The organism is Acinetobacter sp. ANC 4910 (assembly GCF_004331035.1).
Taxonomy (GTDB): domain Bacteria; phylum Pseudomonadota; class Gammaproteobacteria; order Pseudomonadales; family Moraxellaceae; genus Acinetobacter.
The window spans coordinates 91,988-107,743 of record NZ_SJNT01000008.1 but is presented as its reverse complement, the minus strand read 5'-3'; the positions used below and the strand labels follow the sequence as shown (position 1 = coordinate 107,743).

Annotated in this window: 17 protein-coding genes; 12 read left to right on the top strand and 5 right to left on the bottom strand. The window is 41.9% G+C overall.

Features of this window, described 5'->3' with window-relative positions; all coding sequences use genetic code 11:
• Window positions 1-58: 58 nt before the first annotated feature.
• Window positions 59-340: a DNA-directed RNA polymerase subunit omega gene (gene rpoZ, locus E0H82_RS10575; RefSeq protein ID WP_004978050.1), complete on the bottom strand. Its 282-nt coding sequence runs from the start codon at window positions 338-340 to the stop codon at window positions 59-61.
• A 79-nt stretch (window positions 341-419) separates the two neighbouring features.
• The gene (gene gmk, locus E0H82_RS10570; RefSeq protein WP_016168687.1) at window positions 420-1,043 is read right to left on the bottom strand and encodes a guanylate kinase; all 624 of its coding nucleotides are present in this window, start codon (window positions 1,041-1,043) and stop codon (window positions 420-422) included.
• 135 nt (window positions 1,044-1,178) lie between these two features.
• Here gmk and ispH point away from each other — a divergent pair, with 135 nt between their 5' ends.
• From ispH to rplS, 12 genes are all read left to right on the top strand, one after another.
• Window positions 1,179-2,129 (top strand): 4-hydroxy-3-methylbut-2-enyl diphosphate reductase, encoded by a 951-nt coding sequence (ispH, locus tag E0H82_RS10565; RefSeq protein ID WP_131264602.1) that lies wholly within the window; start codon window positions 1,179-1,181, stop codon window positions 2,127-2,129.
• 164 nt (window positions 2,130-2,293) lie between these two features.
• On the top strand, window positions 2,294-2,791 hold the full coding sequence (locus E0H82_RS10560; RefSeq protein WP_131264600.1) for a GspH/FimT family pseudopilin: 498 nt from the start codon (window positions 2,294-2,296) through the stop codon (window positions 2,789-2,791).
• Window positions 2,791-3,333: a type IV pilus modification protein PilV gene (gene pilV, locus E0H82_RS10555; protein ID WP_131264598.1), complete on the top strand. Its 543-nt coding sequence runs from the start codon at window positions 2,791-2,793 to the stop codon at window positions 3,331-3,333. Before E0H82_RS10560 ends, pilV begins: the two co-directional genes overlap by 1 nt.
• Before the next feature lies 1 nt (window position 3,334).
• Complete coding sequence (locus E0H82_RS10550) at window positions 3,335-4,321, top strand: PilW family protein (protein WP_131264597.1); 987 nt, start codon at window positions 3,335-3,337, stop codon at window positions 4,319-4,321.
• Window positions 4,318-5,145 (top strand): pilus assembly PilX family protein, encoded by an 828-nt coding sequence (locus E0H82_RS10545; protein WP_131264595.1) that lies wholly within the window; start codon window positions 4,318-4,320, stop codon window positions 5,143-5,145. Before E0H82_RS10550 ends, E0H82_RS10545 begins: the two co-directional genes overlap by 4 nt.
• A 17-nt stretch (window positions 5,146-5,162) precedes the next feature.
• A complete protein-coding gene (locus E0H82_RS10540) occupies window positions 5,163-9,092 on the top strand; it encodes a PilC/PilY family type IV pilus protein (RefSeq protein WP_131264594.1) in 3,930 nt (1,309 codons plus the stop codon).
• On the top strand, window positions 9,080-9,646 hold the full coding sequence (locus tag E0H82_RS10535) for a type IV pilin protein (RefSeq protein WP_131264592.1): 567 nt from the start codon (window positions 9,080-9,082) through the stop codon (window positions 9,644-9,646). Before E0H82_RS10540 ends, E0H82_RS10535 begins: the two co-directional genes overlap by 13 nt.
• Window positions 9,646-10,089, top strand: a complete 444-nt coding sequence (locus tag E0H82_RS10530) for a type IV pilin protein (protein ID WP_131264590.1) — start codon at window positions 9,646-9,648, stop codon at window positions 10,087-10,089. The genes E0H82_RS10535 and E0H82_RS10530 overlap by 1 nt, the downstream gene beginning before the upstream one ends.
• 146 nt (window positions 10,090-10,235) lie before the next feature.
• A complete protein-coding gene (gene rpsP / locus E0H82_RS10525) occupies window positions 10,236-10,493 on the top strand; it encodes a 30S ribosomal protein S16 (protein WP_126035106.1) in 258 nt (85 codons plus the stop codon).
• 25 nt (window positions 10,494-10,518) lie between these two features.
• Entirely contained in the window at window positions 10,519-11,067 is a 549-nt protein-coding gene (gene rimM, locus E0H82_RS10520) for a ribosome maturation factor RimM (RefSeq protein ID WP_131264588.1), read from the top strand.
• 43 nt (window positions 11,068-11,110) lie between these two features.
• Window positions 11,111-11,845 carry a tRNA (guanosine(37)-N1)-methyltransferase TrmD gene (gene trmD, locus E0H82_RS10515; RefSeq protein WP_131264585.1) on the top strand — a complete coding sequence of 245 codons (735 nt, stop codon included), beginning with the start codon at window positions 11,111-11,113 and terminating at the stop codon, window positions 11,843-11,845.
• Window positions 11,846-12,033: 188 nt separating this feature from the next.
• On the top strand, window positions 12,034-12,408 hold the full coding sequence (gene rplS / locus E0H82_RS10510) for a 50S ribosomal protein L19 (protein WP_131264583.1): 375 nt from the start codon (window positions 12,034-12,036) through the stop codon (window positions 12,406-12,408).
• A 61-nt stretch (window positions 12,409-12,469) separates the two neighbouring features.
• Here the strand turns inward: rplS and E0H82_RS10505 are convergent, their stop codons facing one another.
• The 3 genes from E0H82_RS10505 to E0H82_RS10495 all read right to left on the bottom strand — a co-directional run bounded on the left by E0H82_RS10505 (window position 12,470) and on the right by E0H82_RS10495 (window position 15,663).
• Window positions 12,470-13,441, bottom strand: a complete 972-nt coding sequence (locus tag E0H82_RS10505; RefSeq protein WP_131264581.1) for an esterase/lipase family protein — start codon at window positions 13,439-13,441, stop codon at window positions 12,470-12,472.
• 167 nt (window positions 13,442-13,608) lie between these two features.
• A complete protein-coding gene (locus E0H82_RS10500) occupies window positions 13,609-14,592 on the bottom strand; it encodes a lipase family alpha/beta hydrolase (RefSeq protein WP_131264579.1) in 984 nt (327 codons plus the stop codon).
• A gap of 33 nt (window positions 14,593-14,625) precedes the next feature.
• On the bottom strand, window positions 14,626-15,663 hold the full coding sequence (locus E0H82_RS10495; RefSeq protein WP_131264577.1) for a lipase secretion chaperone: 1,038 nt from the start codon (window positions 15,661-15,663) through the stop codon (window positions 14,626-14,628).
• Between the last annotated feature and the right edge of the window lie 93 nt (window positions 15,664-15,756).

Here is a 15,756-nt window from a genome sequence, read left to right as displayed (position 1 = left end):
AAAGTTCCAAGCATAAAAAAGCCCAGTTAAAAACTAGGCTTTTATGTGGTTTTCTTTCTTATTGGAAAGAGAAACCATCTAAATTCAAATTGTTTGCAGAAAGTGCAAGATCAAGGCTTGAAGTTTGGTAGTCTTGCTCGCGTTGTTTCAAAATATCTTTTGAAACGTGACCAATTGCGATTTCACGAAGAGCAACAACTGTTGGTTTGTCGTTGTCCCATTCTACAGTTGGTTCAATACCTTGACGTGCGAGTTGGCGCGCACGTTTGCTTGCCACTAGTACAAGCTCAAAGCGGTTGTCTACATGGTCTAAACAATCTTCAACGGTTACGCGTGCCATATGTGCTCTCGTATAAATGCTAAAATGCGGAAACAGACTGTGCAGTATAAAATGCTTTCAGTTTAGACTCAAGTTTTAATCACGATTCAACAGGAGTGATTAGCTTTTGAATTAAGTCTTGATGACGATTGGCTTGCTGCGTCAGAACCAAACGGTTTGCTGTAATGACAGATTCAAGATCATGCAAGGCTTTATTAAAGTCATCATTAATAATGACATAGTCGAAATTGACAAATTGTTGCATGTCTTCGACTGCACAACTTAAACGATGTTCAATCACTTCCACACTGTCCGTACCACGGTTAGATAGACGTTGGCGTAAATCGAACTGGCTTGGCGGTAAAATGAAAATCTGTATTGATTCTGGGAACAATTTGCGGACTTGTTCTGCACCTTGCCAGTCAATTTCCAGTAAAACATCATGTCCTTTGGCGAGTTGCTCTTTTACAGTTGCTTGTGCAGTGCCGTAATAATTGCCAAAGACTTCTGCATACTCAATAAATCCACCTTGATCCACTAAAGTCAGAAAGTTTTCTTTTTGAGTGAAATGGTAATGCACACCATCAAGTTCACCAGGACGCTGCCCACGAGTGGTATGAGATACAGAAACATGTAAATTACTTACACGCTCAAGTAGGGCTTTTACGAGAGATGTTTTGCCAGTTCCTGACGCAGCAGAAACGACAAACAAGAGACCCGACATGATATTTTTCCTGATATGATAAAATATCTTCTCTATTTTAGAGTAGATGTGTTGCAAACTAAATAGCTAGTCGAATTTTAGTTTGCATAAATTTAGTTTCGCATGACGTGCATTTAAGTGAGCAATGAGGGTCTTATGGAAATTGTATTGGCTAATCCGCGTGGTTTTTGTGCAGGGGTTGATCGGGCCATTGCGATTGTAAATCGTGCACTTGAGTGTTTTCAGCCGCCTATTTATGTGCGTCATGAAGTGGTACACAATAAATTTGTGGTGGATGATTTACGTCAGCGTGGCGCGATTTTTGTCGATGAATTAGATGAAGTGCCTGATGACAATATCGTGATTTTTAGCGCACATGGTGTATCTAAAGCGGTACAGCAAGAGGCAGAGCATCGCGGTTTAAAAGTTTTTGATGCGACGTGTCCATTGGTCACCAAGGTACATATTGAAGTCACTAAATATGCCCGTGAAGGGGTGGAAGCCATTTTGATTGGTCATGAAGGCCACCCTGAAGTGGAAGGCACAATGGGGCAATATGACAAAAAAAATGGCGGCGATATTTATCTGGTTGAAGATGAAGAGGACGTCGCTCAGTTAGATGTTCATCATCCTGATAAAGTGGCTTTTGTGACGCAAACAACGTTGTCGATTGATGACACTGCGAAAGTGATTGATGCGCTACGCAAAAAATTCCCGAAGATTCAGGGCCCTCGCAAAGATGATATTTGTTATGCCACGCAAAACCGCCAAGATGCTGTGCGTGATTTGGCTGAGCAGTGCGATGTGGTCTTGGTCGTCGGGTCTCCAAACTCATCGAATTCGAACCGTTTACGTGAACTGGCGGAGCGTATGGGTAAAGCGGCTTATTTGGTTGATAATGCCGAACAGTTACAGCAAGATTGGTTTGATGCAAATACTAAAATTGGTGTGACGGCTGGTGCCTCTGCGCCTGAAATTTTGATTAAACAAGTCATTCAGCGTTTGCAAGATTGGGGTGCGAAAGTACCGGAAGAGCTTGCAGGGCGTGAAGAAAATATTACTTTTAGTTTGCCGAAAGAGCTACGTATTCCTGTAACACAAGCTTAAAGTGATAATCGCTTAACATTTTATTTTTATTAAAGATTTGACAGATGATGGCTTTTTGGCAATCATCTGTTTTTTTATGCCATTTATCCTTTTTGTGTTCGTTTTGTAAAAAAAAGAAATATGATTTTAAATAGGGTAAAGATAAATTGCCTTGGGGAGGGCGTATGCAAACAAATCGAGGGTTCACCTTAATAGAGCTCATGGTGGTAATTGCTGTGTTGGCAATTATTGCCACGATGGCGGCGCCTTCTTTTGGGAATTTGGTCGTAAGACAAAAATTGAATGGTAACGCGCGCGACTTTATTGCAACGCTTAATCAAGCCAAATCTCAAGCGGCATTATTGCGAACAACTGTGGCAGTATGTCCGAATAAAACCAATAGTGATGATGATTTCAAAAAAGACGAGTGTGCAACTGCAGTAATTCCAAACTATTCATCCATGGATGACGAGCAGAAAAAAGCAGTACAGATTAATCGCGTTTTTCAAGTTCAGGTGGATCCAGCCGTGACAGTACAATCAACAAGTAGCACTGCAGCATTATTTAACCCTACTGGCAGCGCTAATGCTCAGGTCTCATTTAATATCTGTGCTTCTGGAAATTCACGAACGATAACCGTGCAGCGTTTAGGTGCAATTAGTCAAAGTTCAGGAACCTGCTAATGAACTATAATAAATATCAAGCTGGCGTAGGGCTTATGGAAGTACTAGTTGCTTTATTGCTATTGGCAATTGGTGTACTAGGCTATGTTGCCTTGCAACTACGTGCAATTGATGCTTCATCTGAAGCTTTGACTAAATCTCAAGGGATCTTAATTCTAAGAGGTTTGGCTGAAAATATTCGCGCAAATGGCGCAGGTCAAGCTAGTTATGCTACTGCGGTTCGTGGTTATACTTCTATTACGGCAACTCCAACAGCTCCAACTCCATCTTGTTTCAATCCTTCAACATTATGTACCCCAGCGCAAATGGCGAATTACGATGCCTATAATGCAGCAAAGTCAGCATTTGAAATTGGGATGAAAATTACAATGGCGGAATGTCCAGGTGTTTCAAGTGCGCCTGTTAGAAGACAATGCTTATATGCTGCATGGGATAATACAACGATAACAGCAACGTCATCTGCGGCTGATGTTAGTCAATGTATGTCATCCAATGGAATTTATGTAAATACTGCACGTTGTTTGATGATGGAGGCATATTAAAATGAATAACAACTATGTTTCTATGACAAAACATCAAGGTTTTACCTTAGTTGAATTGATGGTTGCCCTAGTTTTAGGGTTATTGGTTAGTGCTGCTGCAATTCAATTATTTACTGGTGGTTTGCTGTCTTCCCGCATGCAAGAGGCAAGTGCTGAATTACAAAATAGTGGTGTGTTTGGTTTGGATTATATTGCTAAAGATATTCGTTTAGCTAATTACGCCAATACAACCAATCCTGAACTAAATGAACAGACCTCATGGGGTGGGATAGTTCTAACGGCAAGAACAGCTACAGTCACAACAGCGAATATTCCTATTCCAGCTTCTACTCCATTTGTTTCAAATGGCTTATTAAGCCACAGTCAAGGCGACACTTTAAGTACTGTAACAAATGAATGGCGCGGACTTTCGAATGTTAACCTTACTAGCGACCAGTTGACCATCCAATTCATCTCTCCAAATGCGATGATAAATTGCGAAGGAGCAAATGTTCAAGCGGGTGACTATGTTATACAACGATATTTTGTTAGACGAGATCCTGCAACTGCTACCTCTGGTACAGACTATGGACTAGCTTGTGATGCAAATCAACCAACAGCTGCAGGTACAGCACCTGTGTTGCCGCCTACAGCAATTAATGGTTTTGGTGACGCGGGAGAAATTATTATTCCACGTGTAGATCATTTTACAGTGCAATTGGGTGTACGAAATGGTTCGGGTAGTTTGGCATATTACACAATTAATCAATATCGGACGCTTGCAACAACCGAACGTGCGGCATCTAGAATTCCACCACGTATTATCTCTGTAAAACTTGGGGTCTTAGTGCGGTCAATGGACAATACTAATAACGCGGCTATTGATTTAACTAAGCAAATTCCAATTTTGAATCAAAATGTCACGTTAAATAATACAACCACAAAATTTGCTCGTCGTGTATATACCACCAATATTACATTGCGCAATGGTTTGGGAGAGGCACTATGAAACACAGTACTTTAACTCACCAAGCACAGCGCGGCGCGACACTGATAGTTGTGCTCTTTATGTTGTTGCTCATTACTATTGTGGGCATCATCGGTATTCGTGTTGCAATCACATCTTTAAACATCGCAACCAATAGTCAAGTGGGTCAGCTTTTATTGCAAACAGGTGATACACCGACCAATCAATTTTTAAACGTTGCCAATTATAATGATTTAACGGTTTTAAGTGGTGCAATAGGTAAGGCTATTGAGGAAAACAAGGTAGCACCTGGTAAAGAAATCATTTTTTGCTACAGACCTACCTCCAATCTCAAATTGGGTTCAGCACTTGATACGACAGTGCTAGTACCACCTGCTAAAAATGACCCAGCAAATAGCAAAGCGACGATAGATTCGACCCAAACAAATCGCAGTGGTTTTTGTGATTTAGAGGCCGATTATGGCAGTGCTCGTCAGGCAGTTGTGACCCAAGTTGCTGTGCGTATTCCAACAGATGCAATTTCGGATGCAAATCCAGGTTCAACACTCGCGCGAGATACGGATGTAAGTTTGCAATCAAATACATCTAAAGGAAAAGTTGAAGCTCGTGTACGTGTTACATCAACAGCAATTATGCCAGCATATTCAACAGAAAATCTTTCAACAGTACAGAGTGAATGTATCGGGTCTTCAAGTACAGTGGGGTATATCAATGACAATATTGATGACGCAGTTTCTGGAAAAAGAACGGTTGCTGACTGTTTAAGAAGTTATGGTATTCCTGTGAATACTCAAGTTCAAGAAATTGATTTACGTAAACGTGATATTCAAATCACAGCGCCATGATAAGTGGGAGAACGATAATGAAACCAAATAAGTTTGAGCGAAAAGATCGCACCCATATTCATACTGGTGCTGTATTTTCAGTAGTGTTTACGGGGACGTTACTCATTGCATCATCTGTTGTTCAAGCGACAGATTTACAAATTTATGCAAAACCAAGTGCAGGTAAAAAAACCATTGTTATGATGTTGGATACATCAGGATCGATGGGTAACTCAGATACAGGCCAAACAGGCTCACGTTTATACCGCCTACAACAGGGGATGTATGCATTTTTAGGGAGTAATAATCCTATTTTGACCGATGTACGGGTTGGGTTAGGGAATTTTTCTACAGGTGGTGATGGGCAGACAGGTAATATCTTGGTCCCTGCTGCTCCATTAGGTGATGTGAGTACTTTAAATACTGTTGGTTCTCAACGCTATAAGCTAAAACTAGCTGTTCAGAATTTGACTGCAAATAGTTATACGCCTACAGCACATGCATATGCTGAGGCGGCAGCATACTTAATGGGAACCACCACATATTCTGAAACTTCAACTAATTATTCGATTGATAAATATACGAAATTAATGCAGCGTTCTTATACTACGACTCGAACAAGTCGTAATCCTAATCGCTATACTTATGATTATACTTATTACTCGTATACCTGTGCTGCATGGAATGCAACAAATTTCACAAATGGTACCCAAACATGTAGTAACTGGGGGAACCCAACGGTAACAACGGGGCAGGCTACAAACCAGACTTCAAATACTAATCCGACATGGGTGAATCAGCCTGGCAATCCATCAGGAGTCACATGGGTTAGTCAATCAAATGATAATTTTTATTATGGAATTACGGAGACCCAACAAGCTGTAACTTATGACCCTAATAGTGGTATGCCGCGTTCAAAAGCTAACGATACAATATCTAATCCAGATATTGTAGTCGATCGTACAGCTTCAAATGTGAATGCACAGTATAAATCACCTTTGCCCGCTGTAGCAGACAGAGTCTCTTGTGATGGGCAGGGGGTTTATGTCTTATCGGACGGTGCCGCTAACAATACTTCAACAAGTGAAGCAACAAAAATTATGTCTACTGCATTAGGTAGCACCTATGGAGCAAATTTTAGTTGTTCGGGTGGCTTAACTGGTGGGGGAACTGATTCTGGTTGGGACTGTATGGGGGAATTTGCCAAAAAACTCTTTAATGCATCTACCAATCCAGCAGGTGTTTCTATCCAAACGGCATTTGTGGGTTTTGGTAATGAAATGAATAGTTTGAGCCAGTCTTACGTGCAGAATGCATGTAAGTTAAGTTCACGTTCGCAGGCAGATAGAGCGGGTGATGATGCATGTTCGCCAGGTCAGGGTACATATTCAGTCACCTATCCTGGTTATGGTAATGGTGGATTCTTTACAACACAAAGTTCGACAGGGGTAACTGATAGTGTTGTTGCCTTTATTAATAACTTGGGTGCTGCACCTTTGGAACCATTAACTACGGGTGCGATTTCAGTGCCTGTGGATAGTTTGAATCCAAATGGTTTGCAACCTTATGGTTATTTGCGTGCTCTAGAGCCAAACCCACAGAGTAATAAAGTTATTTGGGCTGGGAACTTAAAGAAATATCAAGTTTTACTTTCAGGTACTAACGCAGGTGCTTTTGCTGCAGCGAATGGAACAACCTTGGTTTATAATACGGATGGTGGTTTCCAAACTAACACCAAAGACCTTTGGAACAGTGCAAGTGTTTATCAGAACCAAAGTTATGATGACGGTGGCGTTATTACTCTAGGTGGTGCATATTCTAAAGTTCCAATGCCGATTTTAGGTCAAACGCAAAATTTAACTGCTACCCCAAAACAATATGCATATACAGCTAATGAGAATCGCTTACGTCGATTGTATACGGATGTATCTGCAACTGGAGGAGCAACGTTAACAAATGCTGCAAATGGCGCAGACTTACTCAGTATTCCAAGTGGAACCTTACCTACTTCAAATATTACGACTTATATTTTGAGTCAATTTGGTACTCAAACGACACTTCAAAATTTTCCATTATTGGCAAAGCAAAAACTGTTGAACTATTTAGGCTACAGTGTTCCTTTAGATGAAACGGCTACAGCTTTACCTGCCACCTTAACTACTCCAAATTCACCATATTTAGCAATGGGTGCAAGTATCCACTCATTTCCTGTTCAGTTGACTTACTCAGGTACATTAGATAGTGCTGGTGAATTAACTAGTACCCGTAGCCAATCTGTATTGTATGGAACAATGGATGGTGGTTTGCATTTGGTCGATGGTGATACAGGTGTCGAGCAAATGGTCTTTGTTCCTGCGGAATTATTGCGCGGTACAGTATCATCCAAAGCATTGGTAAAAGGGCAAGATGACACTAATGCACCTGTAAATGGTGTGGATGGTGCGTGGGTGGCAGATGCTGCTTATAAAACTCAAAAAGCTGCATCATCTTCAGAAAGTAGTATGGTTAAAGCACGCCAAATGAATATTTATGGCGGGTTACGCATGGGTGGAAGCAGCTATTATGGTTTAGATGTGTTGACCCCTACGAGTCCGAAGTTGTTGTTTAGAGTTGGTCCTGATATCTCTAATTACAGTCGAATGGGACAATCTTGGTCTAAACCAGTATTGGCAAATATTCGTTATAACGGCGCAATTCGTCGCGTTATGATTGTTGGTGGGGGCTATGATCAATGTTATGAAAACCCTAGCTTCCGTTTAGGAGCAACTGTTGCAACAACAGATTATCCCGATACCACTTGTAATAATAAGTCAGCTGCTCAAGGAAATGCAGTTTATATTATTGATGCAAAAACAGGTGAACGTATCTGGTGGGCAAGTTCCACTGGTGCAGACACAAATAATGCCAATATGACGCACAGTGTGGTAAGCCGCATCAGTGCACTGGATCGTGATGCAGATGGCCTGATTGATCATCTTTATTTCGGTGATTTAGGTGGGCAAGTCTTTCGTGCTGACTTAAATAATAGCCAAACTTTATCCGGGTCAACTTACAGTGCATTTGGTGTGCGTGTTGCCCGTTTAGCCAATCTTGCGACGGATGGGACGACTGGTGCAGCATTGACTTTAGGTAAAAATCCACGTTTTTATGAGGCACCAACCGTAACGATTCATGATCAAGGGGCGACCACATTTATTCTTGTTGGTTTGGCATCAGGTAACCGAAGCACACCACTTGATGTTTATCCGAGTGTAGGTCGTGATGGTATGTTACCAACCACAGCCTTGACTGATCGGTTGGTCAATAACGTATATGGTATTATTGATCGTGACTTTATTAAGCGTAATTTAATTACAGGTTCTCCAACCTTAGAGTCTCAAAATAAGACCCTCGCGAATTTACAAAAAAATCCACAATTATTATCAGGTGTTGTTGCATCTACCTTTATTGGTACAAGTGCAAGTAAAGATGGTTGGTATCGTTCACTTTCAAGTAATGGAGCTGGTACAGAGCGTGCTGGAGGAAGCTTCCGTGTACTAGGTGGAATGAAGGCTTTTGAAGAACCAATGGCGATTACAGGGAATTTACTTGTTCCAGTATATGACCCGCAAGGTACGGGTATTGCACCACAAAATCCATGTTTACCACGTGTGGTGGGTGAAACAGACCGTCAAAAGTATTGCTTACCATTTGGTGCATGTTTGACTACGAGCGGTGCCGTTGATATTACTCGAGAAGGTGGGACAGGATTTGTTACAAAAACGACAGGATGCCCTGCTGGTGTGGCTGAGTGTAATGATAATCCGATTGGTTCAGGTATCCGTGGTATTGCCTTGGTGCCAACAGGTTCGGGTACAGGTGGAACGGATTGTGAATCGACCATTAGTACCAGTCAGGGTAGTGTTGGTAAGTGGGAATGCCGTCGAATTGTTAACCCAACACGGTGGTATGAAAAATGGGCACAATAAATAAATATAGGTTCCCTAAATTACATTCCATTTGGGGTTGTCGTCTAGGGCGGGGACAACAAGGTTTTACCTTAATTGAATTAATGATTGTTGTTGTGATCGTGGCAATTTTTGCTGCGATTGCAATACCAAGCTATTTGAATTATGTACGCCGTGCAGATGCTGCATTAGCTCAACAAGAGTTGCAAAAAATAGCGGAACAATTAGAGAGACATAAGTCTCGTAACTTTTCGTATAGAGGTTTTGACCCCAATTTTGTTTATGGGGTTACAGGTGCAATGACTTCAGTCACATTACCTCGAGGGGCAACTGGTTCAGGCATCAAATATACCATTACCATTCGCGATGGAGATGATACGACCAAGTTATTAACTGATACGACCGCTTCGCCAGCAATTAGAGCACGGCGTTGGGCAATGATTGCTGAAACCAGTGATGCAAAGAACTTTAATTTTTTGATGACCAGTTCTGGTTTACGTTGCAAAAATAAAACAAGAGCAAATGTAACATATTCCGATTGTGGGACATCTGCAACAGGGAGCGAAAGTTGGTAATGAAAGGCTTTACACTTATCGAGTTAATGATTGTCGTTACAATCATCGGAATTCTCGCAGCAATCGCTTACCCATCTTATATAGGTTACAAGGTGCGTGTGCAGAGAGCAGATGCACAAGCTGAAATGTTACAAATTGCACGTACTTTGGCGAGTTATAAGCTCGCCAACAGTAATTTTGCGGGAAGAACATTGTCAAATGTATATAGTGCGACTCAAACCCCTGACGGGATGTATGACTTAACGATCACTGATAGAAATAATGTTGCACTAACCAGTAGTTCCGCTGATACGAATAGTTGGTTGTTGATAGCAACCCCTAAATCAGGCACGGCTCAAGACGGAAATGGGATTATTTGTTTAAATGACCAAGGGCAAAAATATTGGGCAAAGGCTGCGACTACATGTGCACTGTCAGCAGGCTCAACGTGGGATGGTCGCTAGCAGCTAAATTCAAAACTGTGGATAAATCATTTTTTAACCTTTCCCTATTGCAGAATTTAGCGTAGAATATTGCCCTCTATGAAAGGGGTTTGAAGTGTATCGATGGTCGGTACAGGGATAATCCGTAAAAACTATAAGGTTGTATCATGGTAGTTATTCGTCTTGCACGCGGTGGTGCTAAAAAACGTCCGTTTTATCAAATCATTGTGACTGATAGTCGTAATGCACGTGACGGTCGTTTCATCGAACGTATTGGTTTCTTCAACCCGACAGCTCAAGGTAAAGCAGAAAAACTTCGTTTAGATGCTGACCGTTTTGCTCATTGGGTAGCACAAGGTGCTCAACCTTCTGATCGTGTTGCTTCTTTAGCTGCTCAAGCTAAGAAAGCTACAGCTACTGCATAATTTTAGATTAAGTAGTAGGTAGCCCATGACACCAACACAGAATGTTCCCGAAGATCGTATTCAGATTGGACAGTTACGTTCAGCATATGGATTAAATGGGTGGCTCTGGGTCTATTCCAATACAGAACCTATGAGCAACATATTTGACTACCTGCCTTGGTACATTGAGACCAAAGCAGGTTGGCAAGTTGTCGATGTAAAACGTTGGAAACCACATGGCAAAGGTTTGGTTGTTTGGCTGAAGGGTGTGAGTGATCGCACAGCAGCAGATAATCTGGTCGGTGCAAATGTCTGGATCTCAAAATCTCAACTGCCTCAAGCAGGCGTGGACGAGTATTATTGGTCGGATTTAAAAGGCTTAACTGTGTTAGGTCTGAATGATGAAGAGCAAGAAGTGAATCTCGGTCAAATCCATGAACTGTTCGAAACAGGCGCTAATGATGTGATGGTGGTTCGCGCAACTGCTGAAAGCATCGATAGTGAAGAGCGTATGATTCCATGGCATAAAGATGTGATACAACGCGTTGATCTCGAAGCTGGTCGTATCTACGTAAATTGGGGCGTAGATTATTAATCCTGTTTAGGATTCACACAGCAGGAAAATAGAGGAGTCTGCGGTGTTTTTTGCAGTCATTACGCTTTTTCCTGAAATGTTTGAAGCGATTACAGCCTACGGTATTAGCGGGCGCGCAGCAAAGCGTGACATTATACAAGTCCATTGTATTAATCCACGTGAATTTGCTGAGGGCAACTACAAACGAGTGGATGAACGTCCCTTTGGTGGTGGTCCAGGTATGGTGATGATGGCGGAGCCTCTGGCAAAAGCCATTCAACGTGCCAAACAGCTTGCAGAGCAAGCGGGCGCAGTTCATGTTCCTGTGGTGTATATGTCACCGCAAGGAAAAACCTTAAATGAGCCTGCGGTACAACAGTTTGTCGATTATGATGGGTTGATTGTATTATGTGGGCGCTATGAAGGGGTTGATGAGCGTTTGATCCAAAAATATGTTGATCAGGAATGGTCCATAGGGGATTACGTTTTATCGGGTGGAGAGCTTCCTGCGATGGTGTTGTTGGACAGTATTATTCGACGTTTGCCGAATACCATGTCTGATGAACAATCGGCTGTGCAAGATTCTTTTGTGGACGGTCTTTTAGATTGCCCACAATATACCAAGCCAGACCATTTTGAAGGTTTGGATGTGCCCGATATATTGAAGTCGGGACATCATGCCAATATTGAAAAATGGCGATTTTTGCAGCGTTATCAGCGTACTCTTGAACGCCGACCTGAGTTGGTGGAAAAGGTAGAGTTGACCAAGCAGCAAAAAAAATGGCTGAAAGATTTATAAGGCAGATAACTTCAAGTTATTTTCCGAACCCAATACTTGAACGGTTGTGTTGAAGTGTTGTTTATTAGGCTCTTTATGTCTTGAAGCGGTCAAGTATAAAGGGAAAGTCAATCGGGTCTATGCGATTTTAGCCTCTATACCCAGTGGATATCAGACCTCTTCTGACCCACACATATTGGAGATACCCCATGAGCGGTAAGCATCCTTTAGTACAAGCTGTTGAAAATGCACAGCTTAAACAAGACATCCCAGCTTTTGCACCAGGTGATACTGTTATCGTTCAGGTAAAAGTAAAAGAAGGTGATCGCGAGCGTCTTCAAGCATTTGAAGGTGTTGTTATTGCGAAGAAAAACCGTGGCTTGAACTCTGCGTTCACAGTACGTAAAATTTCTAGCGGTGTTGGTGTTGAGCGTGTTTTCCAAACTCACTCTCCAGTTGTTGCTAAAATCGAAGTGAAACGTCGTGGTGACGTTCGTCGTGCTAAACTTTACTACCTACGTGAATTGTCTGGTAAAGCTGCACGTATTCGTGAAAAATTACCAGCTCGTAAAGTTAAAGCTTAATTTTAAGTTTTTACACGAGTTAAAAAATGCGCCAAATGGCGCATTTTTTTATGCTTGATGATTAAAGCCCTTGCAGTTTTAAGCGGTTGGCATGTTGACGATAGACATCGACTGGATCTGGCGAGAATACTGAGCGCAAAGCAAAGAATTGATTAATGACATCTAAATGGTTCCAGTTGTAATTGTCTCGAATGGTCTTACCATATTTTGCGCTACAACGTGAAACCAAACCATCATTGTCATTTGGTGCTTGCATCAATAAACCTGTAGCTGCCAATAATGAATCTGGATCAAGGATATTGGTTAAAGTAGAATTGCCCGAAAACGAATAGAAGTAAATTCCATTTTCTGTTGCAACACCTTCACCACAACTTGTTTGGGGCATACCCAGTGCATACTTTTGTGCAAATGCTTTTGAGCCTGCCTGACTTAAGCTTTTTCCTGCAGCAAGAGCGTCATGTGGGAGGGCGTTGGGGTCTTGCTGTTGTGCCCATACAATCGCTTTAGAGCCAAAGTTAATCAGGCCAACCAAGGGTTGTTCTAGCGGTGTACCTTGAGCAGAAATAATCAGATCTGCGACAGGTGAGCCCTTTAATGGACTTGAAATTGCAGTTGCAGAAGCGACTTTAGATGGGGCAACATTCGAAACATAAGCAATACTATGCCCGCCGTGACTATGTCCCAGTAAATTGACTTTGCTTGCACCTGTAATGGCTAAAATTTCATCGACTTGTTGTAGCAGTTGTTCACCGCGAACTTCCGAGCTATTAAAGGGTGAAACGCGTGTTGCCCATGCATTGGCACCATTGCGTGCTAAATCAGGCAAAATTTGATACCAATAATCCACACCCAGTTCATCTGTGCCTGCACGAATCCATCCGCCCATCCCATGTGCAAAGACCAATGGATATTTGGTTTTTGCATAGTTTGAGGTGACGTAATTAGCTTGAATTTGTGATGCACTGGCTTGGGTTTGGGTGGTGCTTAGTACACAGGTTGATAGCAGTCCAGCTATCAAGAGTCCATATTTCATTGATCTTCCTCTATTTTAATTTTTCTATCGACAAAAATAATTGTCAAAATGAGTATAAAGTTGGAGTGAGGATTGGGCGGATAAATCCGATTAAATTAAATGCAATTTGTAACTTTATAATTCTAAAGAAATCCCGCTAAGTCATGTGCTCAGCGGGAGTGTCTGTATTAAAGACCTTGAAGTTTCAAGCGGTTGGCATGTTGACGATAAACATCGACGGGATCTGGGCTGAACAATCCTCTTAATCCTAAAACTTGGTTCACCTCATCTAGGTGATTCCAATCGTAATTATCACGAATGACTTTTCCGAAATGGGTGCTGCAACGCGCAACCAATCCATCATTGTCGGTACTGAGATAGGAGATGGGAGCCAGTAGTGAAATGGCACTGTCTGCAACATCAATGACGTTGGTCACTTGAGAGGTTCCAGTCCAAGAATAATAATAGGTCCCATTGTTGGAGCTGGCTCCACTTTTACTACAGTCCGATGCTAAGGCTGTGGTTGGGTATTTTTGATTAAAGATTTGAGAGCCTTTTTCGCTGATCGAGGTTAGAGAGGCTTTAAGATCACTTTGCAGCGATGGGTTCCCTTCTGCAAAGGTAATGAGTGGTCCAATAATATAATCTGTGGCGATGCTTAAGAGCTGTGAACCCGTTTGGTTTGCAAGTAAATCATCTGCGACTTTGGAACCTCTAAATGTAGCACCCACCCCAGTTAGGGAAGCGACATATTGAGGTTTGACTGCTTCGACATAGCGAATGGTCGGCCCGCCATGGCTATGTCCTATTAAATTCACTTTGGATTTACCAGTAATGGCCATCACTTCTTCGACTTGCTGTAACAGTTGTTCACCACGGACTTCGGTCGATTCTAAAGGTGAGATTTGTGCAGCAAAAGTGGTTGCACCATTACGTGCCAGATCGGGCAGAATTTGATACCAATAATCCAAGCCGAATTCAGCGACGCCAACGCGACTAAAGCCAAACATTCCATGAGTGAACAATAATGGATATTTGGTTTTGGCATAGGTACTTTGGGCAGTATTCGTCACGCTTAGGACACCAGCAGATACAGTTTGAGTGCCAAGCCCGATACATGCGGCTAAACCGAGCAGTGAAAGACTATGTGCTATATTTTTCGTTTTATACATATTTTCATCCTGAAAAAAGTGTGTGATGCAGCATTATTCCGCGAACGGGAGCTTTCCTCCTGAGTCATGGGTGGTTTCAAAGGTTCCAAGTCGAAGTTGTTCTTGTGGATTTTTAAATTGTTGCTGGCGTAATTGAGCAATCGCTTGTTGTTGTGCAGATTCGCTCATCTGGCTCTTTAGAATTTGGTCACGCTGCATTAAGTAATCATTTACACGTGATTTCCATTGGCCTCGGTCTTGATCTAGTTGTTCTAGTCTAGCGGTTGCATCTGCACCGACTAAATTCATACGCATTTGGCGAAGTTCATCAGCAGAACCACCGCGAGCTTTAATATCACTGGCCAATTTGCGTAGATCTTCCAACTTAGACAACTGTTCCAAATTTTCACGCCAATCTTCAGGCAACTGGGCAAATAGTTCTTTTAGTTTTTGTGCCTTTTGAACTTCATTTAGAGATGAATCTGCCATGATTGACATGCGGTCTAAGGTATATTCATGGTAGGTATTTTCTGCACCAAATAATCCCTCAATTTCAGTAGGGGAAAAAAATTGTGTGCGTAAGTTTTTCATCAATGTAAAAACTTTTCGATAGTACTCAGGGTCTTGTTTGTCTAAGTTGGGTTCTTTTAAGTTGCCTAACTGAATACGGTAATCAATATAGCGATTCCACAAATCAATAATTTGGCTTAACGCAGGTTCTTTGTAGCCTTTTTGCATGTAGTGCGTAAAATCTTGCTTAATCTGGTCAATCTTTTTTTCACCATATTGGGTAATGAAATATTCAAAGCAATTGCGTGTTTGCTCATTCACGATTAAATGCTGGCTTTGGTCTAAACTAAGCTGACAATTCACTTCGGTATCTTGTTGGCTTGTGCTGACAAAAGGCTGTGTGGAGTCAGGCGATAATGCTGTATTCCCAGCAAGAGCCGATGTTGAATTCGACGGCGCATTTGCGAGTGAAAGGGCTGTGGTATTGGAGCCTGTGGTTGCACTCGGCGCAAGCCACACTAAAAAGCCGATTAGAATAACCAGTACAACGGCGAGTATCAGCCATAATTTCTTTTTTTGCATATCCTATGCCTAATATCCATTTTTAATTTTTATGCAGTTCATTCGCTGAACTTGTTTTATTGTGCAATGCAAACGCAAATAAACAACAGAAAA